We start from the raw sequence: 26,303 nt of genomic DNA on the forward strand, positions 1-26,303 counted from the left end.
ATTAAAATAAAAGAATCATTGTTTAAATTTAAACAATGATTCAAAAAAATGTTTATAAAACTACAGTTTTAAATTTCGAAGATGTTTAGACCAGTTGATTTTGAAGATACGACTGATATAACTGAAAATATGCGGCCTGTTGCTGTATTAACTGTTCATGTGAACCTTGCTCTACAACATGACCATTTTCGATCACCACAATTTTGTCGGCCTCACGGATGGTACTCAGCCGATGTGCAATGACAATACATGTTCTATTTTGGCATAAGCGTCTGAGTGCATATTGTATTTTTTGCTCGGTATAAATATCGATTGCAGAAGTAGCTTCATCTAAGATTAATATTTTAGGATTTGCCAAATATGCGCGAACCAAACAAACAAGCTGTCTTTGCCCATGACTGAGGTTTTTACCGAGGGTTCCTACCTCAGTGAAATACCCTTGTGGAAGTTGTTGCAAAATCTCATCTGCCCCCAAGTCTTCAATTGCCGCGATAAGCACCTGATCTGAAACATTAGGTTGGACTAGACGCAAGTTATCTAAAATCGTTCCACTAAATAAAACATTATCTTGTAAAACAATACTCACATGCTGTCTTAAACTGGCAAGACGAATATTTTGGATGGGGTAACGATCTAGAAAAATTCCGCCCTGCTGAGGTTCATAAAACCTCGTTAACAACTGGACAATCGTACTTTTCCCATGTCCTGTTGGCCCTACAATCGCAATTATTTTTCCAGCTTCAATCTCTAAATTAAAATTTTGTAAAACAGGCTTATGGGTATAAGCAAAATGTACCGACTGAAATCGAATATGACCATTCAACTGTTCAAGCTTCACAGCATTCGGTTGTTCTTGAATGCTAGATTGCGTATCTAAAAGTAAAAATATTCGTTGCGCACATGCCGCTCCATTTGCATAACGTTCAAATAAATCGGTAAGTTCCTGTAAGGGAGCTAAGAATAAAAACACATAGAAAATACTCTCTGCAAACTGCCCTATACTAATCATTCCACCACTATAGGCATAACTACCAATCACAATAAATCCGGCAGTGGCTACAGTCGAAAGTAGTCCTGTAAAGGGTGCAAACCAACTGGTCCGCTTGCTGCCATAAATAATAGCGTTATTAAAATCTTTTAATAAATCTTGATAACGGAATTGATTTGTTTCGGTGTAATTTAACTGCTGAATGATTTTTGCGCCATTTACAGTTTCAACCAAATGGGCAGTAAATCGACTGCGTTCTTCGGCAACTCGTCCCCAATGTTTTTGCGATGACTTTTTAAAAAAGGCTGTCATCCCAAATAAAATTGGTAAAGTCGCAAATAAGCACCAGAAAAATGGTGGATAAATATACCAAAGAAGAACTGAAGCCAGACCACAACGCAAAATCGCTGAAAGTAATTCGGGTGGTCCTTGTATTAAAACAGGCTCTAAAGTATCAACGTCACGATCTGCCCGTGAAATAATTCTGCCAGCTTTAGTACGGTCAAAATAGCCAATGTTTAAACTTTGAATATGCTGGAACAAAGTACGTCTTAAACCATTAATCACTTTTAAAGCTGCTCGGCCTGACAAATATTTTGATACCCCCGCTAAAGTAAAACGGCAAATCCAACTCAACGTTAAAATGCTAATTGCAATCAATAAAACGGGCTGATGTAGCACCATTTTCCCAGCAATTTGTTGAAAGCCTGAATCTAAAATATATTTCACAACCCAAGGCCGAACAAAAACGCTCATCACCTGCAAAATTTCTACTGCAATCAAAGCAAGTAGCAAATAACGAATGGGATAAATTAAAGGAATAAGTTTCGTCAACATCCCTCTATGAATTGAGGTTTTTGCCAAATTTTCTTCGATTTGTAGATCGGCTGATTTTGCGAACGGATGGAAATTTTTAACACTTGTATTCATGCTTCAAGCTCCTGTTGTGGCAACTCAAAACCCATCAACTCTCGATAGAATGAACAACTTTGTACTAATTCATTATGTGTTCCCTGAGCAATAATTTGCCCTTGATCTATAACAATAATTCGGTCAGATAAAGCAATCGTGGTTTGTTTATTTGAGTTGATAATAATGGTTTTCTTAAAATGATTTCCCATATCAGAAAGCGCTGATAGACGCTGTAAAATCTGTTTTTCTGTGGTCGAATCCAAAGCACTGGTTGAGTCATCTAGGGCTAAAATTGGCGAGTTTTTTAAGATAGAACGAGCCAATGCAATCCGCTGTTTTTGTCCTCCAGATAAAGTAACGCCTTTATCTCCAATCAAAGTGTCTAATCCATCATCAAGCCGTTGTAATAGTTCTGATGCGGAAGCTAAATGTAAAGCGTCTCGCATCTCTTGCTCAGTTGCATCTTGCTTAGCAACTCTTAAGTTATCTGCCAGTGTGCCACTAAAAAAGAAATTTTCTTGAGGAATGATCTGAACTAAATGGCGTAATTCAAACAGGCTTAAATCTTTGATATTGATCCATCCCTGTTGCTCAGAACCAATCCGGACTTGCCCTTCTGTTGGGTCAATAAACCGATTAAGTAAATTCATCAAGGTGGTTTTACCTGAGCCAGTTTTGCCTACGACAGTGACGATTTCACCTGCACGAAATTCAACATGACACTGCTTTAAAATAAACTTTTGTGTTGTTTTATCCTGAAAGCTTACATTTTCTAATCTAATATTTATCCCATCACGCCATTGCAACTGCAAAGGGTGTGGTTGGTCTTCAATTGCGGACTTCTCATCTAGCATTTGCCATATTCTTGTTGCCGAAGAGCGAGCATCAGCAAAAATTTGTAAGACCTGACCAATGCTTTCAATACGAAACACCAATAAATTTGCCATGAGTATCGCAGCTACAAACTGCCCCACCTGCAACTCGTTTTGGCCAATTAAATAAGCACCAAAGCCAATCACCCATAAATAAGAACACGCAATAATCACTTGTGGAATGGGCAAGCGTTTCGCACTTGTGCTTATGGTTTGAATAGAGTGATGAATAAATAGATCTACGGCATGATTAAAACGCTGTAAAAGTTTCTCTTCAAGTTGGAACGCTTTGACTACCCGTACTCCATTCACGCTTTCTGCTAAGGTATCGCTGACTTTTTCGTAGGCGGATGCGACTTGATGATCCAGCACCACTAATTGATTGGTCAGTTTAAAGAGGACCCACAGCCCTAGAAAAATAAATAATAAAGGGACTAGGCCGAGCCAAGGATGATACCAACACAAGAGTCCAACGGTTATAGTAACAACAAGGCTTGATTCAAATACTTGACGCCAAAAATTAATAAGAGCTTCTTTTAATTTATCTGAATCACGGGTTGTTCGAGATAGCACCTCTCCTAACCCATGTTTCCAGTGCCATGAAACATCTAAATGCTGTACTTGGCTAAAGATTCTTTCTCTTAAAATACTTAGTAATTGCTGGCCAATGCTTAAAGCACTTAGCCCTGCCAAATACTGAATAACAGCCCTAATACCAGCAATACTCGCAAGTAGAATGAACCAAAACCAAGGATTTAAAGGATCAGAAATAGCATGCTGAAATAAGGTTTCTCGTTCACTATGTTTTAAGGTATCAATCGCATGTCCGATTGAATACTGTTGGAGTGCTAACCCTATATTTGCAATAACAAATAAGGTCGCCGTCAATAAGAAACGAAATGGCATAAAACGGTATAAAGCCAAACTTCGTAATAATGGATAATTTTTAAACATAAAAGATAGTAAAAATTTAAGATTCCGTTTTATTGCGATATTCATGCCAAATTAATGATCTCTAAAAAGATTTTAAATTATTGTTTTATATTGATTTTATAGTTAACTATTTATGGGGGTGTTGATTTTAAAACACTAGCGTAAATGATTTGCTGTAATCGCAACAAAATTTGATATATCAACATCATAAAAAACGATATCAAAAATAATCATTAAATATCAATAAATTATTGAGTGGCATCAATTTTGCTTTAAAGCATGAAAACCACAAAAGGATGTCATGATGACAACACTTCAAACTCAACCATTAAACACACTTTGGTATACACGCTGCCCTGTACCAACTGGTCTAGGCATTTCAATTCAAAAAGGTTGGCTCAAAGAAAAGTTTAATGAGCAGCAGATTGAAATAAAATCAATTCGAGAATCAAATTCAAAAGATATTCGTAACTCTCATTTTAACCATACCCTTGCCAACTCAGTTCGACATGGTGGCAGTATTCCTGCAATCTGGGCATATGCATCTGGTCAAAAAACTAAAGTGATTGGCTTATCTTGGGCTGATGAAGTTCAATTGTTGTTAACACGCTATGATTCAAACATCAAAACTGTTGCCGACCTAAAAGACAAACGTTTTGGAATTCCACTGAATCAAGATGCAATTATTGATTTCTCTCGCGCACAGGCTATTCGAGGGTTAGAAAATGCCTTAAAAACAGTAAATCTGGAGGTGAGCGATCTTGAGTTGGTTGATTGTTTACGAGCAGATATTTTAGCCGCACAGCAACAACAGCCTGAAGAAAATGATTCTAGTTTTTATGGCAATCGCAACAAAATTAATGCAAGTGCAGAAATCGTGGCATTAATTAAAGGTGATGTTGATGCTATTTTTCTAAAAGGTGCACATGCTGCGCAAATTGCTCATGACTTCGCCCTGCATATCATTATTGATATTGGCTCACATCCAGACCCTATTCTACGCTCTAATAATGGGACACCAAGAACGCTCACTGTCGATGAAGATTTTCTAACGCAATATCCAGAGCAAGCCCAATCGATCGTCGATGCTGTTTTACAAGCAGAACAATGGGCCCATGCACACGCCGATGAAACCCATCGTTATCTAGCAAAAGAATGTAATAGTAGTGAGCAATGGGTTCATGCGGCATACGGTGCAGATGCACATCTAAAACTGAACACTAACTTTGATGAGACTTCTATTGTTGCTTTACAAGACTTGAGTGACTTTCTCTACCGCTGGAACTTTATTCCTGCACAAATTAATGTTCGTAAATGGCTGGCGCAGGATATTTCTATTCAAGCTCAAGTAGCGTAACAATACAAAAAGCAAAAAGGTTGTCTTGATGACAACCTTTTTTATTTTTAACATCCAAATTCAAGTAACCGTAAACTATCGTAGTAGTTGGCATCGGTAATGTTAATCTCTTTAATAACAATTATTTTAACGGAGCCTTATCGAGTTTCTTCCAATTTTAGGATTAGCTTTCAGCTGGAGTTACTTTGGTTTCGCCCAAAGTAACCAAAGGCATTGTCATCTGCAAAACCTGTTCTTTTCTTGGATTTATTAAAACCTCTCGTAGAAACAGTCTCTTGTTTAAACCATGCAGGTTGCAGATGATGTTTCCGAGTATCATATTTACTTTCGAACTCTGGTTATTTACTAAATTTAGTCACATTTTCCGCCTGTTTCTTCAGAAGCACTGAGTTGTATTCTCCTGGTGGAATATTATTTAAATAATAATTTCCAACATGATATAGCCTCCAGCGAATTGGATCATGCGTGGTGTGAGTTCGAGCATTACGCCAGAAGCGATCTAGATTCCATTTCGATAAGGTTGAACTTGCCCCGAGTAATCCAAAAATTTCACTCGAAATTTTTAAAGATGCATGATCAGACTGACTTCGTGTAGCAGCAACCGATAAAATCAGTTCAGTTTGTAAGTCTTCATCTTCTACATTTGCCAAATGCTGTTCAAAAATCTGTGCCGAACGATCCAACAATGCTTCAGCTGAACGAACCAAAACAGCGAATTCACCAATCTGTTTGATGATATGAGATTCATGGGTAGGCGAATCAACACCACTTTCTACCCAAGGACGAGCATGATGTTGTAAATAATCAATCCCGCCTTGTAATGCCCCCTTGGCAATTCCTGTATCCATTGCAGCATGTAAAATTTGGGGCCAAGTAAGACCCGTACGTAAAACCGTGCCTAAACCGCCTGTATTTCGCTTGGCAATATAACGTTCATCAACAATCACATTTTTAAAAATAACAGTGCCACTGACACTATTATTTTGTCCCATTGCATCCCAGTCATCAAGCAACTCTACTCCCTGTGTATCTCGATGAATTAAAATCGAAACTGGTCCATCATCACTACCAGCAAATAAAGAAATCCATTCTGCAAGTAAAGAGCCCGTAGAATAAAACTTACTGCCATTTAAAATTAATTGTCCTTCCGCATTTCGTTCTACGCGTGTTTTATGCTGAAACTTATCTTTGCCTCCCACTTCTGCAAGTGCATTGCCCAAGCGTTTTCCACTTAATACATCGGCAAGTAATTGATCACGAATTTCATCGTCATAGCCCGTTAAAATTCCTCGGAACATAGTGAAGTGAATTTGTAATAACTGCCCTACACCACCATCGGCAGATGAAATAATTTTGATCACATTGACCAATGTTGAAATACTGGCACCTAAGCCCCCAAATTGCTTAGGCACAATAATCGAGGTTAAACCAGCTTCTGAAATTAAGCGAGCCTGATCATAAGGCACCGTTTTGTTATAACTCGGGTCTCGAGCAAATTGATTCAGTTGATTTGCCACCTCTTTTGCAATATCAAGTGCTTCTTGCTCGCTTTGAATATGTCTTACGCTACCTAATTCTAAAAAATTACGTTGGTTAATATCGTTCATTTTTAACTCCGAAAAATCTGTTCTTTTTTATGCGCAAACTTCAAGCACGTTGTTTTTAAACAAGCTCGGTGCATGTATAAGCAAAGTTTTGGTATATATATGTTGAGGATGGCTAAGCACTTGGTCTGTTTCGCCGTATTCAACAATATGTCCATTTTTTAATACAGCGACCCGATCGGCGATTGCACGAACAACCCCTAGGTTATGAGTCACAAATAATAAGGTCACACCTTGCTGCTGGAGATATTGTAGTAATTTCAAGATGGATGCCTGAACTGAAACATCTAAAGCAGATGTAATCTCATCACAAATCAAAACATCAGGTTGGCACAGCAAAGCTCGTGCGATAGCCACACGTTGTCGTTCTCCACCCGATAAATCTCTAGGATAGAGTTCTTGAACTTGTATAGGCAGAGAGACTTGTTTAAGTACCTGTGTGACTTTTTCTATGGCTTCTTGTCGAGATGCTGCAAAGAAATGCTGCACGACCTTAATGAGTGTCTGACCAATGGTATGCGCTGGATTCAACGCTTTATAAGGGTTTTGAAAGATATATTGCAGTTTATGTCGCTGCTGCAAATGACGCTGTTGCCCACGCAATGACAAGACTTCATCCCCTAATGTAATTTGGCCGTCTGCATTTTCATTCAACCCAGCAATAACACGGGATAACGTGGTTTTACCCGACCCCGATTCGCCGACCAATGCTAAACATTCGCCTTTTTTGAGTTGAAATGAGATATCAAAAAGTGCCTGTTGCTGCCCATACCAAGCATTAATATGTTCAACTTTTAACAACGCTTCTGTGTCAGTTTCTAATTCACGTACCGGATGCTCAATCTCTTTAAAATTAATCACACCGACTTCATCTGAATGGTGACAAGCAACAAAATGCGGATCAAACTCATCTTTTAATTGAGTTAATTCGGGTTGTTTTTTGCGACATATTTCGGTAGCAAAAGTACAACGTACTGCAAAAGCACATCCCGCTGGACGCTCATTTGGTGAAGGAGCATGACCTTCAATTGGAGATAAATATTTACGAATGGCCACATCGGGAATGGCGTTAAGTAAACCTTGCGTATAAGGGTGTTTAGGGGTTTCAAATAGTTGGGTTAATACTGCATCTTCAGCAATTCGCCCTGAATATAAAACAATCACCCGATCTGCAATGTCTTTCACCACCGTTAAATCATGCGATACATAAATAGCAGCAACATTATATTCGCGGCATAATTTACGAATGATGTTCAATACTAAAGTCTGTGTCGTCACATCTAAGGCGGTGGTTGGCTCATCTAAAACAATTAAACGTGGTTGTAGCAAAAACGCTAAGGCCAATAAAATTCGTTGTTGTTGTCCACCTGAAAGTTGATGGGGATAACGCTTGAGAAATAGCTCATCATGAGGTAACCCCACTTCATCTAAAATTTTGGCAACCTTTTGGTATTTTTCAGCACTAGATAACTGTGATTGATGGACTTCTAATAATTCAAGTAAATGTTGCCCAATACTTAATGCCGGGTTAAGCGCTGTTCCAGGATCTTGAGCGACATGACTAATTTTATGACCACGAACCTGACGCAAAGCATGATCATTTAAACTGAGAATATTTTGATCATCTAACTCAATTGTTCCCTGAATAATCTTGGCACCATGTCGTGCATAGCCCAGTAAGGCACTCGATAATGTCGTTTTACCCGAACCACTCTCTCCGACTAACCCTAGAACTTCACCTTCTCGCAAGCTAAATGAAATATCAGAAACGATGTGATTGCCTGTATTTACCAATGCCACGGTTAAGTCTGTTACGCTCAATACTGTATTTTTAAATGTATCTGTCATGCTTATTTTTCCTCAATCCGAGCTGCTGCACGTCCAACACCCTCAGCCAATACATTCGTTCCGAGCGCAAACAAAGCAATTAAAATGACAGGAGCAAACACAGCCCACGGTTGAACTAATAAACCAGCACGATTTTCATTAATCATGAGTCCCCAGTCTGCTGCTGGAGGTGCCACACCATAACCAAGAAAAGCCAAACCCGATAACATGCCCACTGCCCATGTCAGCATCACCCCCAGATGAATTAATAACGGCGTCAACATATTGGGTAAGATTTCGCGAAATAAAATATAGGTTTTTGAGTAACCTAGAATTCGGGCGGCTTCGATATATTCTTGTTCCACTAAATTAAGTGCAACGCTTCGTGCAAGACGTACGACTCCGGGAATAAAAGCAATTGAAACCGTTAAAACAATGAGCCAAGGTTGCCGACCTAACATCGAAACAATAAGTAAGACTAAAATGAGATCGGGAAAGGCCATAAAAACATCAGTCAGCCAAGTCACGAACTGATCAATCTTGTTTCGGGCAAAAGCAGCAAATATGCCTAAACTAGAACCAATAATTAATGCAACTAAACTAGCAGCCAGTGTCATCCAAATAATAGAAGCACCGCCAGCAAGTACACGAGACCAAACATCATGACCAATATAGTCATAACCTAAAAATGAACGTCCTTCAGGTGAGCCATAAGTCATGCCGACCAACGCAGTGGGCTCAAATGGAACGAATAACGGGCCAACCAGTGCAAAAATCAAAACCAAAGTAGTGACTACAAATCCAAAACGTACTTGTCTTTCACGAATTAATGTTTGAAAAAAGTTTCTTTGGTACCAGTGAAGTGAGCTCATTTCCCACCTCCTTGCTGAATATTCTTTAAAGCATTGCGACGGTCTACAGGTTTTACTGTAATTGGCCGGCCAGACTTCCATAAACGTAACGCCTGACGTCTTCCCGGTGAACGTGCTTTATGTCTTTTTGCAGTTCGTATTTTTGGTGTGAGTAAAGTCGTGATTAAATCTGCAATTAAATTAACGACCACCACACAAATGGTGAGCAATAAAACAATCGCTTGAATGGTCGGAATATCCCTCATTTCGATTGCTGCATTGAGCGCATTACCAATACCGGGATAACTGAAAACCACCTCAATAATTAAAGCACCACTTAGCAAAACTCGGATGGTCAATGCTGTTCCCTGCACCACTGGCACCAATGCATTTGGTAAAACATGTTTCCAGATAATCCGTCGCTCAGGAATACCACGCAGCCGTGCAGAGGTCACATATTCCGACTCTAGCGCATCAATCATAGAACCACGCACTAAACGCATCAGATATGGAATGAGTGATAAAGCTAAAGTTAAAATTGGTAAAATTAAAAACTCTAGTTGGCTATAAGGCGACTCATTAGGAATCAGCAACGATGCGGCTGGCAATATGTGTAAAACCGATGTTGAAAAAAACATCATTAACCAAATCGCAATAACGAACCCTGGCACTGCTTTAAACACAATAGAGCTAGAGACAATAATACGGTCGAGTTTGCTATCGCGATGAAGCGAGAGCCACACACCTAACACGACTGAAATCGGTACAGTAACGACAATCACGAGGCTCGTGAGTGCAACTGTGTTACCAAAATAATTCTGAATAATTTGTAAAACAGGCACATTGGAATCAATCGATCGTCCAAAATTACCTTGTAATAATTGACTTAACCAATGCCAGTATTGAACCAATATCGGATCATTCAAGCCTAATTGTTCACGAAGTATTTGAACCGTGGCTTCAGGTGCTTCTGGACCTAAAATGACGCGAGCTGGATCCGATGGAAGTGCCTGTGTGGCAATAAATACAATGAGGCTAATAACAAAAACAACCAATGCCCCTGATACCAAACGTGTGAAAAACCAAGGTAACCACGCAGGAAATTCAAATGACTTGGCAATTGTCGGATGTTGGATTGATGCCTCTATTTTACTGGATTGAATTGTCATATCGGTTACCCTCTACGCCAAAATTCATCAGTACGCCACGCAGCAAAGCCAGTGCGATCAGGTGTTACACCACCAATTTGGCTCGAATGTGCATCAAGTACATTATTAAAGCCCCAAATGAGTAAACCGCCTTGCTCATGCTGAATATGCTGTGCTTCATGAACAAGAACTTTTCGTTTTTCCAAATCGGGTTGTTGCAATGCCGCATGCACTAATTCGGTAAAGCGCTCATTCTTAAAACGAGTTTTATTATTTGCCGCACCCGGCCCATCAATTTGCAAGACTGTTAATAAGAAAGGACGTGAAACGTTCGAACCGGTACTAAATGCCCAATCTTGTTTTACAGCATCAGCAAAGGTAGCAGCTTCAACCTGTTTAACATTAACGATGACTCCAGCCTGAGCAGCATGCTGAGCAAAAACCAATGCCGCATTGCTATCTGGGCCTGTATATAAATCGACTGTCAAATTGTTATTAAAACCAGCTTCTTTGAGTAAAGCTTTTGCTTTATTTAAATCTTGCTTACGCTGAGCAATGCTATGGTCATATACAGGATCACTAAACGAATAAAGGTCATTTGCAACTCGCCCTTGACCAGCCAAAGCGCGTTTCACCAAATCATCTCTATTGGCGATTAGTCGAATAGCTTGTCGCACTCGTGGGTCATTGAACGGTGCTTTAGACGTATTCATATCAAATGATTGCCAAGCATCTGTTTCAGATGAAACCAGATTTAGTCGTTTATTGGCTTGAATTAAAGCAATGTGCTCCGCACTTACACCAGACGCAATATCAATTTGGCCTGATTGCAAGGCAGCAAGACGCCCCGTCTGATCTTTAAAATCAATGATTTCAATCGCATCGGCGTAAGGCTGGTTTTCTTTCCAGTAGTTTTCAAAACGAACAAAGCGTGAACGCTGACCCGGTGTAAAACTTTCAAGCTTAAAGGGTCCAGCTCCTACGACATTTTTAACTGGGTCGTAATCTGTAGGAACAATACCACCCCAGCTCATCCATGCTTCTGGTAAAGCAACCAATCCCTTTCCTTGAGAAAAAGGAATTTCAACCGTGTATTCATCGCGCTTTTTAATTGCATCTCTTTGCAAAGAATAAAGATAGGCTGCAAATGGAGAAGCGAGCTTAGGGTCAGTCAAACGACGTAAAGAAAAAATAACGTCATCGGCAGTAATGGTTTTACCGTGGTGAAATTCAAGCTCTTTTTTTAGGCGAATGGTCCATTTCGTTCCGTCATTATTTGGTTCAGCAAATTCAGCAAGTGCGAGTTTAGGCTGAATATCTCTGCCCCATTCCCATAATTTTGCATACAAAGGCCAACCTCTGAACGCACTGGACATACCAATAGGTTTATGTGCATCTAAATTGCCAGCTTGATTACCATTGATTACCCCAATTTTGATAACGCCACCTTTTTTCGGCGTATCATTTTGGGTTGTACTAGCAGTAGCACTCTCAGACGATGAGTCTGGTTTAGAGCACCCGATAAGGCTGATTGCAGCAAAAGCGCCAACACCTAATCCAGTCTGTTTAATCAGTTCTCTACGTGTAATTTTATTCATGCCTTCTCCCTTAAACCACGACTTCTTGATTCAAAAGGGAATCAATGGATGAATTTTTATTGAGCTTAGGTAACTCAAAACCATGATCGAGTTCCAATAATGGGAACAATAAATCTGCTACCCGATAGGCTTCTCCAATTAAAGGAAAACCAGACAAGATAAAGGCTGATACGCCATAGCTTTCGTATTCTTTAATTCGTTTGGCAATATTTTCAGCACTTCCCACTAAGGCTGTCCCTGCGGCTGGGTTTAAAATATCGAAACCAAATAAAGATGGGCCAGTCCAAATATTAGGATAAATTTCAAAATCTTTAGCTTGAGGCAAAATACCTCGACGTAATTGTTCTAAGTTCTTTTGAATAGATGGATTGTTACTTTGATAACTCTCAAAAGTTTCATTTGGAGGAAGCTGTCGTTTAACAGCTTCGATTGCATAATTTACATCAATTTTGTCAAGTAACGACTGAGCATATTGCCAAGCTTCTTCTTCTGTTTCCCGCACAATAATTTGTAATCGAGTGCCAAATTCTAAAGTTCGGCCAATTTTTGCAGCCTCAACCGCAACCTTGTTAAACTTTTCTCCAAGTAATGGCGGCGTATTCGCAAAACTTAAATACACATCTAGTAATTCAACAGAATGCTGAACGCCTTTCGCAGAAGTTCCAGCTCCCCACAAAGGAATACCCTGATTTTGAGTGGGGCCACGCCATTTTGACATTGGAGATCCACCTTCTGAGCGTGGAGCAATTTGGATAAACTCACCCTCAAAACCAGATGTATCACCTAAATAGTTTTTCTGAAATGCAGTCCAATATTCTTTACTAAAGTCATAACGCTCATCATGAGTATAGTGAATACCTAAAGCTGCTAAACCCTTATCATTTCCATTCACTACGTTAAATAGCAAACGCCCTTTAGAAAATGCGTCAAAAGTTTGAGCATATTTTGCCAAAACTGCTGGCTGGACTTCTCCGGGATGTTGGGCAACCAGAAATTTTAAACGTTCAGTAAATGGAATTAAACTTGCAGCAACAGAAAGTGTTTCATACTCACTTGTACCCATGAGTGAACCGTAAAAACCAAGTCGATCTGCGGTAATCGCAATCTGTTGCAAGTGTTCATAATCGGTATCCCATCGCCCAGATTCCAACCAAGGATATGGCCCATCTGGAGACGTGAGATACCATAAAAGTTTTACAGCCATAATATTCTCGATCTTTATTTTTTAAATCTTTATCTAATTGAGGGGGAGCAATCCAAGAGATTTTGCTTTTTCAGTCAAACCGCTCATTTTCCATTGCTGATGTAAAACCCCTTGCCCGTATTCTCGGCTACCGCCTACTAACTCTGCGAGAAGCTGAATTTGAGCCCCTTCTTCTAGCAACAAGATAAATTCAGCTGTTTCCTGTAGACCTTGACGACCCCATACGGTTGCACCACCGTTGGCTTCTAAGATGGCTCGATACTCAATATCAATTTTGAGTTGATCTAAAATGAAATCGACTTCTGCCTGACGGCGGTCAATGTAAATCGGCAACTCTTTAAATAAATGGAAACGCTGCACAGGCACATAACGAATCGGTAAAGTACGATGGGTTTGAGCCCAAGCACCTAAATTCGGTGCGTGTACATGAGATATTGTGGTGACATCTGCATGTTCTTTAAAAAGCTTGTTATAGCGCCCACCTGCACTTTTTCTTCCCAGTAAAACTTCACCATCAATTGTCTCCACCAGTACTTTGCTTTTTTTATCTTTAGACCACGGCCCTGCATAGTTAAAAGTGACTAAGGTATTTTCAGGCCCACGTTCTACAAAATTAACCGTTCCATTTGCTGTGATTGTTCCTGTTTCACGGAACACTTCAAAAGCAAATTCAGCTTTTTCGCGGTTCAATTCGATAAAGTCATTGAGTTCACGAGACAATGGCGTTTGAGTAAGTGTTGTCATGATTAAATCCTCTTAAAATTTTTTATTTTGACGGCGCTTTAAAACTTCGAGTAAAGGACGATGATCAACCCATGTATCAATATCGACATCTCGCTCTAAAAAGCCATGTAACCAAAGGAAATCTTTTTGTTGTCTTAAAAGCTCTAAACGCTCTTCACTTAATGAGGGATGTAAAGACTTATGAAAATTATTTCGGTAGGCTGTCGCAACACTCTCAGCCCCTGCAATCGTTTCATCTTCTAGAATGACCAACACTTCATCTAAATGATCTTGTGCCCAATCCGCCGTATCAAATAACTCTTCAAGAAAATCGACTACGACATCAAAATGATCTTCTAATAAATCTTCATGGACTGTGATTGGACGAGGCGTTCCGTTATTTACACGAGAAGTCACATCTTCAAATTTATCTAAATCAATACCAACTTTGAGGCCGCGTTTAGTTGCAGCTTCAACAGCAGAAGCTCCTTTTACATACACAGCATCAACTTCACCTGTGATTAATGCATCAAGGCCAGACCAATATGTACTCGCATCACGATTCTCTTTAGGCCCTGCACGCTCAGGTACTTCAATAAAATTGACATCTCGGAAAGTGAGGTTGGCAAGTTGTAACGCGCCACGAATACCTTGCAATGACATGGCTCTAAAAATACTACCAGCACGCTTGTCAGCATATTCTGGTAACGCTACTTTCACATTTTTTAGGTGTTCTGGCTGGCTAATGTTTGAATCAGGTCGAACAATAATGACTTGCCACTCATCAATCCAAGTCAATCCAATGAGTCGGCTGGGTGCACCTTCGGAACGAGCAGCTAATGCAGGTACATTGCCCCCTTCTCTGAACAACGCGGGTAATTGATGATCAAAATGATGAACCGACAAACCTTTACGCGCATCTTGCAATACAGCAACATCAATGCCGTGCTTTTCAAATTTTTTAACCAGAGTGCCGCGCTTTAAGGAAATACCTGTTGCTGTGGGTACAGGACATCGAGTAACCCAAATTTCAGACAGGATGTTTTTTACAAATTCTTTAGAATTTTCTTTTTTATCTACTACAAGTGACATACGGATTCCTTAGGATAATTCCACTTTCATCAGTCACATTGAGCAGCTTTTATGCCAATTTAATTTATTATTTATTTTCAACAACTTATTTAAAAACATTTGGGCTGGAAATGTTTATATTTCATCATTTTTCAATACCAGTGTTGTTTTATCAACACTTACCTCCGACAGACATAACTTACAAAAATGCAGAATCATGCAATCAGCCGCCCTAGAACTCGTTCTGTTTGCAAGTTGAGTATTTATTGTTGGAGTAGAGCGGAGTCTACAGATGGTATGTACAGCGTTAAATGTTGTAGATAATGCTCTAGTCGCTTTCTTAAAATATTTTTTTCTAGAATAAAGTTTTCAGCAATCAAATAATATTTATAAAATTCAATTAAACAGTGATTTTCATCAAGTTTAAATATTACTATGCTTTGATCTAACTCATATTTCTACTTTATATAATTTGATCTTGAAAAGATCGTACACGTTTAAATTGTAACAGGAACTTTTAAATATTTCGAAAAACTAAAATTATCTTTTGTACCTCAATATATTTAAAATGTGTGATTAATTTCAATTTATTGGCAGTATAGTAATTGTCTTCAATAAATAAAGTGAATTTATTTTTTATTTATAAATAAAAGGTTAAATAAATCACATTTTAAATAAAATTAGAATCTTATTTCTCTATAATTATCATGCAATGTAAAAATTAGGATCACAAAAAATAAATTACATATTTATTAAATGTTTAATCATATATCATTTGGTTTTTTAATTTTATTTTGTTGATATATTGAGCTAAATTTATTAAATAAATATAAATATCAATGATTTAATTTGTAGATAATAATTTTCAAAGGATTATAATCATTATATTTATTAATATGGGTTAATAAATTTTAACTATTACATTATTTAAAGCAATTAATGTGATTTATATCACATTAAAATTAATATTTTTTTATTAGATTGAACTTAATTATTGTTTTTAAATTAAAAATATTGTATCAAATATATATAAACTATTTTATAAATAGGTATATAAAATGAAAAATAATATTTTTAAACTTCTTATTCTGATGGTGCTTTCCACTTCCCCATTATTTTGTTATGCAAATAACACAATAATGATAAGAGGAAATATTGTTGAAGATACATGTTCAACAGAACATAGCGAGATAGAATGTGTTGAGGTAAATAATTTAAATATTAAACTTGATAGTGAATATTTAAACAAAAATAGTCTTTCTAACTTAGCTCAACATACTGAGAAAATGGACACTAGCATTGAAAGCATAGGTTCCAATCACAAAATCGTGCTTATCAACTATCATTAACTTATTGTAGGTATGTATAGCATTTGAGGCTATTCCTACAATGAGTGTGATCAAAGAGTGATTTGTCGAACTCATCGCACATTTTGATGATTTAACGGATGAGTCACTCTTTTTCTATAAAAAGTGACTATTTGTATGTTTTTTCTGTATACATATGCATAATTTATTCTATATAATTGTATTCTAAGAATTTAAGCTTATTTTTCACATAAATTGTTCAATTCTTTTCTATTTGCATAGTGTTCTTATGTAACTTGCTTTTTTCCGTCGTATCTCTTTTTTATAAAATAAAAAAACTTTTATAAACAGCTATATAAGCTGTTATTTCTCGCTTTGTATGCCAAATTTAGAGCGTGACTTAATTAAAATTATGAAAAAATAATGTGATCTAGTTTGCATTTTGTTTGATAAGTGTTAAGATCGCCGCATTACTTTTCAAGATGTCAAACACTGGAAAAGTAAGGAAATAAACTTTTATCCAGACTTTTGAGAAAACACTATGAAAAAACTTGCTTTGATCGCTGCTCTTTCGGTTGTAGGGATTGCGAATGCTCAAGCTGCTGATGGTACAATTACAATTAATGGTTTAGTTACAGACAAAACTTGTGACATCGTTACCCCAGCTGGTAAAGACTTCACAGTTACTCTTCCAACTGTTTCTAAACAAACTTTAGCTGTTGCTGGGGATGTTGCTGGTCGTACTCCTTTCCAAATCAACTTAGCTAACTGTTCACAAGGTAAAGTAGCTACTTACTTCGAACCAGGTGCAACTGTTGACTTTAATACTGGTCGTTTACTTAACCAAGACGCTACTGGTGCTAAAAACGTTAACGTTCAACTTTTAGGTAACAACAACAACTTCATCCCAGTACTTGCTGCGGGTGCAAATGGTGCTCAAGCTAACTCTCAATGGGTTGACGTAGCTGAAGGCGCAAGTGCTGACCTTAACTACTATGCTGAATACTATGCAACTGGCGCTTCTACTGCTGGTAAAGTAACTACTTCTGTTCAATACACAATTATCTATCAATAATTAATTGATAGCGGGGTTTCTATGTTCGCATGGAAGCCCTGTTTTGTGTAACACCTTCCCGAATCTTTCTTGGTTGAGAACTCGAAAAATGAAATTGAACAGTTATAATTTTTTGTTAGGTTTAGCATTTGCTTCAGCGGTTGTCGCACCTGCTACTCAAGCAGAAATTGTAATTCATGGCACCCGTGTAATTTATCCGTCGGATGCTAGAGAAGTTACGCTACAAGTTAGCAATAACGGTTCAAAGCCAGCACTTGTCCAAGCTTGGATTGACGAAGGTGACCCAAAAAGTACACCGGACCAATCAAAAGTTCCTTTTATGATTGCACCTCCAATTTCTCGTGTTGAAGCAACGAAAAGTCAGACACTTCGTATTACCGCTTTGCCAAATGCTTCTCAATTAAATCAGAAGCAAGAAACGGTTTTGTGGTTGAATATTTTAGATATTCCACCTAGACCTACTTCAAAAAGTGAAGATACGACACCTGATAATTTCCTGCAACTTGCAATTCGCTCACGCATTAAATTCTTCTATCGTCCATCATCGATTAAAGAAGATGCGAATTTAGCATCAGATAAGCTTCAATGGATTAAATCTGGTCAAAATTTAACGGTAAAAAATCCTACCCCTTTTCATATTACGCTGACTTCTGTTTACCAAAAGGCAGGTGATAAAAAAGTTGATTTACTACCTCAAGGTCTAATGATTAAGCCTTTTTCTGAAGCGTCAGTTCAGCTTAAGAATGGCAATCTTCAAGATATGAGTTTTATTAATGTCAATGACTACGGTGGTCGAGTCGAACACCCAATAAAACTTTAGTAATCAGATTTATCTTTTTAATAAATTTAAGCACCTATATGTGTAGGCGGACTTAGCTATGCCAAAAAAAAGGCAAGAATCTTATAAATTATTAAAACGCCATATTTGTTACTACTTGGCTTCTGGTGTTGTTACAATGACAATGCCTGTATTCGTGCATGCTGAAGAAACAGCTACGAGTGCTCCCGTAGAGGCTGAATTCGATTCTGCTTTTTTAATTGGGGATGCACAAAAAGTCGATATTTCTCGTTTTAAATACGGCAACCCTGTTTTACCTGGTGAATATAATGTTGACCTATATGTAAATGGTCAATGGTTTGGTAAACGTCGCATGGTCTTTAAAGCATTAGACCCTAATAAAAATGCTGTAACTTGCTTTACAGGAATGAACCTCCTTGAGTACGGTGTTAAACAAGACGTTTTGTCTAAACATACTACCCTTCAAAAAGAAAATAATAGTTGTTATAAAATTGAAGAGTGGGTTGAAAATGCATTTTATGAATTTGATACATCTCGTTTACGTGTAGATATTTCGATTCCGCAAGTTGCTTTGCAAAAAAATGCGCAAGGCTATGTCGATCCAAGTGTATGGGATCGAGGCATTAATGCTGGTTTTCTATCTTATAGTGGTAGTGCCTATAAAACATTTAGTCAGTCTGGTGACCGAAGCGAAACAACAAACGCATTTATGGGCGTGACTGCTGGACTAAATGTAGCAGGTTGGCAATTACGTCATAATGGCCAATGGCAATGGCAAGATACCCCTGCTGAAAATCAATCTAAATCTGATTATCAAGAAACAAGTACATATTTACAAAGAGCCTTTCCTAAATACCGCGGTGTTTTAACGCTAGGTGATAGTTTTACAAACGGCGAAGTATTTGACTCTATTGGTTATCGTGGTATTGATTTCTCAAGTGATGATCGAATGTTACCAAATAGTATGTTGGGCTATGCCCCTCGTATTCGTGGTAATGCAAAAACCAATGCAAAAGTTGAAGTTCGTCAACAAGGCCAACTTATCTATCAAACAACTGTTGCGCCAGGTAACTTTGAAATTAACGACCTTTACCCTACTGGTTTTGGTGGCGAGATTGAAGTTTCTATTATTGAAGCAAATGGCCAAATACAAAAATTCTCGGTTCCCTATGCTTCAGTTGTACAAATGTTGCGTCCGGGTGTAAACCGTTACTCTTTAACTGTGGGTCAGTTCCGCGATCAAGACATTGATATTAATCCTTGGGTTGTTCAAGGTAAATATCAGCAAGGGATTAACAACTACCTAACGGGCTATACAGGCATCCAAGCAACGGAAAACTATGCCGCTGTGTTATTAGGTGCTGCTTTTGCTACACCAATTGGGGCTGTTGCGTTAGATGTTACCCACTCTGAGGCTGACTTTGAAAAGCAGTCATCACAATCTGGGCAAAGTTTCCGTTTAAGTTATAGTAAGTTAATTACTCCAACCAACACAAACTTAACCCTTGCTGCATATCGTTACTCGACAGAAAACTTCTATAAATTACGAGATGCTCTACTTATTCGCGATTTAGAAGAAAAAGGTGTCAATACCTATGCTGCTGCGGGTCATCAGCGCAGTGAATTCCAAATTACTTTAAACCAAGGTCTTCCTGAAGGTTGGGGTAATTTCTATGTGGTTGGCTCATGGGTTGACTATTGGAACCGTAGCGAAAGTACTAAACAGTACCAAATTGGTTATAGCAATAACTACCATGGTTTAACTTATGGTTTATCTGCAATTAACCGTAAGGTTGAGTATGGTTCAAATGATGCGTCACATGATACTGAATATTTAATGACGCTTTCATTCCCAATTAACTTCAAGAAGAACTCAGTCAACGTCAATGTTACTGCTTCTGAAGATAGCCGTACTGTTGGCGCAAGCGGAATGGTTGGTGATCGCTTTAGTTATGGTGCTTCTGTATCGCATCAGGACTACGCAAATCCATCATTTAACGCAAATGGTCGTTATCGTACTAACTATGCAACTGTTGGCGGCTCTTATAGTATTGCTGATTCTTACCAACAAGCAATGGTTAGCTTAAGTGGTAGTGTGGTTGCGCATTCAGAAGGTATTTTATTTGGACCTGAGCAAGGTCAAACTATGGTACTTGTGCATGCACCTGATGCAGCTGGAGCAAAAGTTAATAACACAGTTGGTTTAAGTGTGAATAAGGCTGGTTATGCGGTTATTCCATATGTAACGCCTTACCGCCTTAACGACATTACTCTTGACCCACAAGAGATGTCGAGCCAAGTAGAACTTGAAGAAACGAGTCAACGTATTGCACCTTTTGCTGGCGCAATTGCTAAAGTAGATTTTACGACCAAGACAGGTTATGCAGTCTACATTAATAGTAAAACAGCAGACGGCAACAGTTTACCGTTTGCAGCTCAAGTCTTTAATCAGAAAGATGAAGCTGTAGGTATTGTTGCGCAAGGTAGTATGATTTACTTACGTACGCCACTTGCTCAAGATCGTCTTTATGTGAAATGGGGCGACGAAAGTAATGAACGTTGTTCGGTTGAGTACAACATCAGTAATCAGTTGCAAAATAAGCAACAAAGCATGGTAATGACTGAGGCTGTCTGCAAATGAAAAAATTACTTTTAAATAGTGGTGCTTTAGTAGTATTAAGTTTTTGTATTAATACAGGAGTCGAAGCAGCATGTACGACTAGCCCAAGTTTCAGAACAATTGATATTCCGATGCAGGTTGGACGAGTTGTAGTACGACCAAGTGATCCTGTAGGTAAAGTTTTGGTTAAATCACTTTTTGAGATTAGACCAGATAAGTATACTACATATACCTGTAGTCGTTCAGATATGATGGTAGCGCGGCTATTACAAAATTACCCAATTAGTTCACTTGGGGATAGTATCTATTCAACAAATATCCCAGGTATTGGTATTCGCCTCTATCGTGAAGCGTTTAACGCTGGAAATTTCTCTGGTTACTATCCTTATACACGTAATGTTCCAGGGACTCTCATTAACCTTGCGGAAGGTTATTTTGTTGTAGAAATTGTGAAAACAGCTGAGAACACTGGTTCTGGTACTTTAGTCCCTGGTACTTATAGTACTTATTATGCTGGAAACCGAAGTGATCGCCCATTTTTAACAAGTAGTGTATATGGTAACGCAATTACTATTGCCTCTTCATCTTGTGAATGGCGTGGCGCTATTAATAAGCAGGTACAGCTACCAACAGTTACAAAAGCTGGGTTTAAAGGTGTTGGTTCAACTCAAGGAGATCAATCCTTTGAACTCAATATTCTGTGTAATGGTGGTATCAACCCAACTGGTTATGAAGAGAAAAACCTCATTAGCTTGAGTTTTGATTATCAACAAGACGGCACTAATACCCAAGTTTTAAAAAATCTTGAACCAAATGCAACTAAAGCAAATGGTGTTGGGGTTCAACTTTTATGGAATTATCAAAATAAGAATCAAGTTATTGGTCTAGGTAATAAACTAGAACTGGGAACTGTGAAATCAAATCAAACCATTCAATATGATGTTCCTTTAACAGCTCGTTACTATCAAACTGCAGCAAATGTTACGCCTGGTAAAGTGCGTGCCATGGCTACTGTAACTATTGAATATGATTAATCATATTCAATAGTTTATAAACTTAATAATTTCAAATATTTAAAAACTAATAATAAGTTTTACTTTATCACTATTTTCTAAAAATTTAATACTTAACGCGATAGGAATATTTATGAAAAAAATAGCCATAGTTGCTGTTAGCACTATTACATTATGTTGGGCAATGTATGAGGTATCTTCTGACAATACGAGTACCGTAGCACGTAATGAATCTAGCCCAAAAGTAGCATCTAAAAGCAGTTCATCATCTGTAAAGAATGAAAACTTAGCACCACAGATGCTATTAGCTCAAACTACCTCCCTTAATTCTTCTGCTCCAGTCTGCCAATATAATTTTGACTCGACTCAAGAAGATTATGAACTTTGGAATAATGAATACCCTGATTTTCCTAAAAAAATATTCCCATCGATAAATGGCCAAAAATTTGGTTTTACAGTGGAGCCTAGGTTAGAAAGTGAGTATGGTTACGTAGATTATGTAGCTAGAAGTAAAGCTAGTCTTAATTCGACTAATGACATTGGTGATTTAACGATACCTCACACAGGTATTATCGCATTAGAAATGGAGCTTAAAGTGCCAACAACAGCTCTTGGCAACTCATCATTTGGTAACTCTTCTTATATTTCTAATATTGGTTTTCTTGGCGTAACAAATAATGGTTACACAGTTAGATCCAACTATTGGTTTGATATGGGGACTTATGATCCAGATTTTGGTGAGAATCCCCCTAGATTAAGCTATTCTGTAGATTACCGACTTAGTGATAATAGCGGGCCAGATAACCCTTACTTCAAAAGTCAGAATATGACAAATAATACAAAGGAATACCAACGTTTAGGTATATATATTAATCAGAACACTAAACAGGTTGGCTTTATTTTAAATGGGGTTGATCAAGGTTATAAAACTACTTTACCTGCTCCACTTGAAAATATAAGTTTTTCTGTTTTAAGTGGTATATCAATTTATTCTCAACAATTATTTGGAAAAGAGTTTTCTAATGAACTCATTACTGACCGTAATGCGCTACAGTTTAGTTATCCTCAGGGTACAACTGACATGTGCGGTAATGCCATTTAAGATATAAAACTATAAGTCGTAAAAAAGGGCTGAATCACAGCCCTTTTTTTATTTCATTTAGAAATGAATGACTGTTCGAATTGATTTACCTTCGTGCATTAAATCAAAAGCGGTATTAATGTCTTGTAAAGGCATGGTATGCGTTACAAAAGGCTCAAGTTGAATTTCACCTTTCATGGCATCTTCGACCATTTTTGGAAGTTGTGAACGGCCTTTTACCCCACCAAAAGCAGTACCTAACCATTTACGGCCGGTAACCAACTGGAATGGACGAGTTGAAATTTCTTGACCTGCACCAGCAACACCAATAATGACTGATTGTCCCCAACCGCGATGTGCACACTCTAAAGCTGAGCGCATAACATTGACGTTACCAATACATTCAAATGAATGATCTACGCCCCAGCCTGTCATTTCTACAATAACTTGCTGAATTGGTTTATCGTAATCTTTAGGGTTTAAGAAATCTGTAGCACCAAACTGCTTAGCAAGTTCAAATTTATCTGGGTTTGTATCTACCACAATAATTTGTCCTGCTTTCGCTTGACGTGCACCTTGTACAACAGCCAAACCAATACCGCCTAGGCCAAATACAGCAACAGAATCACCTTCTTGTACTTTAGCTGTGTTATGTACGGCACCAATACCCGTAGTCACACCACATCCTAGTAAACAAACTTGCTCGTGATTAGCTTCAGGATTGATTTTAGCTAAAGATACTTCAGCAACTACTGTATATTCACTAAAGGTTGAACACCCCATGTAGTGGTAAATAGGTTCGCCATTATAAGAAAACCGCGTGGTTCCATCCGGCATTACACCTTTACCTTGTGTTGCACGTACTGCAACACACAAGTTGGTTTTTCCAGATTTACAGAACAAGCATTCTTTACATTCAGCGGTATAAAGTGGAATAACATGATCACCCGGTTGAACGCTCGTTACGCCCTCACCGACTTCAACCACAACCCCTGCACCTTCATGACCTAAAATTGCAGGGAAAACACCTTCTGGGTCATCGCCTGATAGAGTAAAAGCATCGGTATGACATACCCCTGTATGGGTAATTTTTATTAAAACTTCACCTGCTTGAGGTGGTGCAACATCAACTTCAACAATTTCTAAAGGTTTTCCGGGGGCAAAGGCGACAGCTGCACGAGATTTCATCTTTGGGTTTCCTTTAAATCATTCGGTGTTTATAGTCGAGCAAAATAGATTATGTAACGCTAATACAAGAGATTAATTTTGCTTAAATTAAAATTGGCTTTCATGACAATCCATCACAGCATAGCCAGTCAGGTAAGTCTAAGCAAGCCTATGTTTCAAAAAGAAGAAAACCTCTTACTTGAAGAGGTTTTCTATCAAATCACTTATCTTATAAACGGTTTATGTTTACTTATAGGTAAATATCTGGTGGATATGGTGTGTTATCACTAATTGGTGAATAAAGCGTATTTTCAACAAAGAAGCCATTAGGGGCTTGAGTGGTATCGATCGTAATCGAATCAAACATGACTTGTGGATATGCCCAGATAAATTGCTTCATTAATCCCAGAGAAACATTGTTTTTCATATCACCAAAAATTCGTTGCCAGATGGGCGTTCGATAAGGTTTGGTTTTATCAAAGCCATATATATAGGCAATAGATGCATCAGGAACGAATCCTGATAAATAAACGACTTTATTTGCAGGATAGCCCAGACCCTGTATAGGTATTTGCGAAACTGCCTGATGTGCTAAGTCTAAGCGAGCTTCTAATAGCCAGTCATAAGCTTCAGTCATCATGTAATCAAAATTAGGATGTGAATAGTGTGTGCTTGGATAGTTAATATAAGTTGCTAGTGTCTGAATTGGAGACTGAATAGAAGGAAAGAAAATGAGTGGGCTAACTTTGGCAGTTGAATATTTTGTTTTGATAACGGTACGAATGTTTTGGCAAGTTTGCCCTAATTTATTTCTAAGCCATGTTTTAAACTCATCATAAGGAGTTCCTGTTTTATTCATGGCTTCATAAATTGTACCTAAATCTGGTGCATATAAACCTGTATCTGCATTAAAAGCCAGTTTTGTTGGATAGTCATACACACAAGGTAGATTCGTGTCAGTGTTATACCACCACCAAGGTTCACCAATCTGCATGTTTACATCACATCCCCCGACAACCATTGCATCTGCAAACTCAATAAAGACTTTATGTAGATATGCCAAAGCATTTTGGTCACTTAAACTAAAAAAATAACTCGGTGGTTGGTAGCCTGTTTTACCCAAATTACTATTCCAGTCACGCTGTGCCCAATACTCATTGGCCCCCAAGGAATACATTTCAAAGCTGACCCCAAAGATGGGCTGCATATTGGTGCTATGCAAAGCCTGAGCATATTTCTCATGCCATTTACGGGTACATGAGTTAACAACAGCCTCGCCCGTCACCAACGTATCTGGTATTTGCCATTTATTAATATCGCTTTTCCATTTCATTTCAGGATAATGCGACATTCCACAATAATGGTTAACCAAACCTTGATATCCCAAAGTGACCATATTGTTGACTAGGCGCTGCGGGTTTAAATCGTAATGGTCGTCATAGCTGGTACAGATACCATAATTGTGCTGAGGTACAACAACACGGCTCAAATTTAACTTTGCATTTGTTCCTATGACAACTGAGTTGGTCAGTCGAATATAACCATCTTGGGGCTGACTTAAAGGTGTAGCTGATTGGCCATTATATTGGCTGGTAAAACCAGAAAATGAAATTCGCTGAATATTGGTGATGGGAAAGCTATCTGTCGCAGAAAAACCAGCTTTTACCGTATCCCAGTTAATATGGATATGCGCCGTACGAGATGAAGGATTATTTGCGTAGTTAAACAAGACGACATATGCAATTTTATCTATGCCATTCTCATTATAGTACACCGTTAAAGTCGGTGTTAAACTCGCATTGTTAAGCACAGGCATCGAAGCCGACAATTCAATATCGAAGTCCCAAATTACCCCTGCATAGCTATATTTAGTTTCATAAGCTAAAAATTTATGATCTTTAGTGTCATAAGAGTCCCACGTAATTCCTACCAAATCATTTGCCATGCGCGACCTAAAAGATGCTTCAAAACCATTTCCATAACTAGTAATGGCAAAAGACATGGTTTGCGGGCCGTCTATTCTCCAATAAATAGGGCTAAATCGATCAATAAGTGTATTTTGAGTGATTGGATGAAGTGATGAATTAGAATTATTTTGCACATTTTGTCGATTAGTTATCATGTCGTCATTCTCTTAATGTATTAAGAAGTTT

At 38.2% G+C, this 26,303-nt stretch carries 19 protein-coding genes; 7 read left to right on the plus strand and 12 right to left on the minus strand.

Translation table 11 applies throughout. The features are described 5' to 3' along the window. Window positions 1-85: 85 nt before the first annotated feature. Together RMB13_RS16550 and RMB13_RS16555 are read right to left on the minus strand one after the other, a co-directional pair. Window positions 86-1,918, minus strand: coding sequence for an ABC transporter ATP-binding protein (locus tag RMB13_RS16550; RefSeq protein WP_311085817.1), 1,833 nt, complete (start codon window positions 1,916-1,918; stop codon window positions 86-88). Then, complete coding sequence (locus RMB13_RS16555; protein ID WP_311085818.1) at window positions 1,915-3,726, minus strand: ABC transporter ATP-binding protein; 1,812 nt, start codon at window positions 3,724-3,726, stop codon at window positions 1,915-1,917. The genes RMB13_RS16550 and RMB13_RS16555 overlap by 4 nt, the downstream gene beginning before the upstream one ends. 283 nt (window positions 3,727-4,009) lie before the next feature. On the opposite strand from RMB13_RS16555, the gene RMB13_RS16560 reads away from it, so the two are divergent. Next, window positions 4,010-5,062: an ABC transporter substrate-binding protein gene (locus RMB13_RS16560; RefSeq protein ID WP_311085819.1), complete on the plus strand. Its 1,053-nt coding sequence runs from the start codon at window positions 4,010-4,012 to the stop codon at window positions 5,060-5,062. A 338-nt stretch (window positions 5,063-5,400) separates the two neighbouring features. Here RMB13_RS16560 and RMB13_RS16565 read toward each other — a convergent pair whose 3' ends face one another. Genes RMB13_RS16565 through RMB13_RS16600 form a run of 8 tightly spaced genes read right to left on the minus strand, consistent with a single transcriptional unit; the run spans window position 5,401 to window position 15,109 of the window. Next, the gene (locus tag RMB13_RS16565; protein ID WP_311085820.1) at window positions 5,401-6,669 is read right to left on the minus strand and encodes an acyl-CoA dehydrogenase family protein; all 1,269 of its coding nucleotides are present in this window, start codon (window positions 6,667-6,669) and stop codon (window positions 5,401-5,403) included. A 27-nt stretch (window positions 6,670-6,696) separates the two neighbouring features. Continuing rightward, on the minus strand, window positions 6,697-8,514 hold the full coding sequence (locus tag RMB13_RS16570; protein ID WP_311085821.1) for an ABC transporter ATP-binding protein: 1,818 nt from the start codon (window positions 8,512-8,514) through the stop codon (window positions 6,697-6,699). A 2-nt stretch (window positions 8,515-8,516) separates the two neighbouring features. Beyond that, window positions 8,517-9,365, minus strand: a complete 849-nt coding sequence (locus RMB13_RS16575; protein ID WP_311085822.1) for an ABC transporter permease — start codon at window positions 9,363-9,365, stop codon at window positions 8,517-8,519. Continuing rightward, window positions 9,362-10,513, minus strand: coding sequence for an ABC transporter permease (locus RMB13_RS16580; RefSeq protein ID WP_281833824.1), 1,152 nt, complete (start codon window positions 10,511-10,513; stop codon window positions 9,362-9,364). Before RMB13_RS16580 ends, RMB13_RS16575 begins: the two co-directional genes overlap by 4 nt. Window positions 10,514-10,518: 5 nt before the next feature. Further along, window positions 10,519-12,090, minus strand: coding sequence for an ABC transporter substrate-binding protein (locus RMB13_RS16585; RefSeq protein WP_311085823.1), 1,572 nt, complete (start codon window positions 12,088-12,090; stop codon window positions 10,519-10,521). A gap of 10 nt (window positions 12,091-12,100) precedes the next feature. After that, a complete protein-coding gene (locus tag RMB13_RS16590; protein WP_311085824.1) occupies window positions 12,101-13,294 on the minus strand; it encodes an LLM class flavin-dependent oxidoreductase in 1,194 nt (397 codons plus the stop codon). A 33-nt stretch (window positions 13,295-13,327) separates the two neighbouring features. Further along, a complete protein-coding gene (locus tag RMB13_RS16595) occupies window positions 13,328-14,038 on the minus strand; it encodes a class II aldolase/adducin family protein (protein WP_045432357.1) in 711 nt (236 codons plus the stop codon). A gap of 12 nt (window positions 14,039-14,050) precedes the next feature. Continuing rightward, window positions 14,051-15,109 (minus strand): ABC transporter substrate-binding protein, encoded by a 1,059-nt coding sequence (locus tag RMB13_RS16600; protein WP_132069849.1) that lies wholly within the window; start codon window positions 15,107-15,109, stop codon window positions 14,051-14,053. 1,037 nt (window positions 15,110-16,146) lie between these two features. Between RMB13_RS16600 and RMB13_RS16605 the strand changes: the two genes are divergently transcribed. The 6 genes from RMB13_RS16605 to RMB13_RS16630 all read left to right on the plus strand — a co-directional run bounded on the left by RMB13_RS16605 (window position 16,147) and on the right by RMB13_RS16630 (window position 23,004). Continuing rightward, a complete protein-coding gene (locus tag RMB13_RS16605; protein ID WP_017390715.1) occupies window positions 16,147-16,437 on the plus strand; it encodes a hypothetical protein in 291 nt (96 codons plus the stop codon). A 499-nt stretch (window positions 16,438-16,936) separates the two neighbouring features. Continuing rightward, a complete protein-coding gene (locus tag RMB13_RS16610; protein ID WP_003651778.1) occupies window positions 16,937-17,470 on the plus strand; it encodes a fimbrial protein in 534 nt (177 codons plus the stop codon). Between the two features lie 88 nt (window positions 17,471-17,558). Next, complete coding sequence (locus tag RMB13_RS16615; RefSeq protein ID WP_155120886.1) at window positions 17,559-18,290, plus strand: molecular chaperone; 732 nt, start codon at window positions 17,559-17,561, stop codon at window positions 18,288-18,290. A 58-nt stretch (window positions 18,291-18,348) separates the two neighbouring features. Then, a complete protein-coding gene (locus RMB13_RS16620) occupies window positions 18,349-20,910 on the plus strand; it encodes a fimbria/pilus outer membrane usher protein (RefSeq protein WP_311085825.1) in 2,562 nt (853 codons plus the stop codon). Then, entirely contained in the window at window positions 20,907-21,923 is a 1,017-nt protein-coding gene (locus RMB13_RS16625; RefSeq protein WP_311085826.1) for a fimbrial protein, read from the plus strand. Before RMB13_RS16620 ends, RMB13_RS16625 begins: the two co-directional genes overlap by 4 nt. 112 nt (window positions 21,924-22,035) lie before the next feature. Next, the gene (locus tag RMB13_RS16630; RefSeq protein WP_311085827.1) at window positions 22,036-23,004 is read left to right on the plus strand and encodes a DUF4882 family protein; all 969 of its coding nucleotides are present in this window, start codon (window positions 22,036-22,038) and stop codon (window positions 23,002-23,004) included. 57 nt (window positions 23,005-23,061) lie between these two features. On the opposite strand, the gene RMB13_RS16635 is transcribed toward RMB13_RS16630, so the two are convergent. After that, entirely contained in the window at window positions 23,062-24,171 is a 1,110-nt protein-coding gene (locus RMB13_RS16635) for an S-(hydroxymethyl)glutathione dehydrogenase/class III alcohol dehydrogenase (protein WP_003651772.1), read from the minus strand. Window positions 24,172-24,400: 229 nt separating this feature from the next. Continuing rightward, window positions 24,401-26,272: a phage capsid protein gene (locus RMB13_RS16640; RefSeq protein WP_311085828.1), complete on the minus strand. Its 1,872-nt coding sequence runs from the start codon at window positions 26,270-26,272 to the stop codon at window positions 24,401-24,403. Window positions 26,273-26,303 lie beyond the last annotated feature (31 nt).

This window comes from Acinetobacter sp. V102_4 (genome assembly GCF_031799005.1).
Classification (GTDB): Bacteria; Pseudomonadota; Gammaproteobacteria; order Pseudomonadales; family Moraxellaceae; genus Acinetobacter; species Acinetobacter calcoaceticus.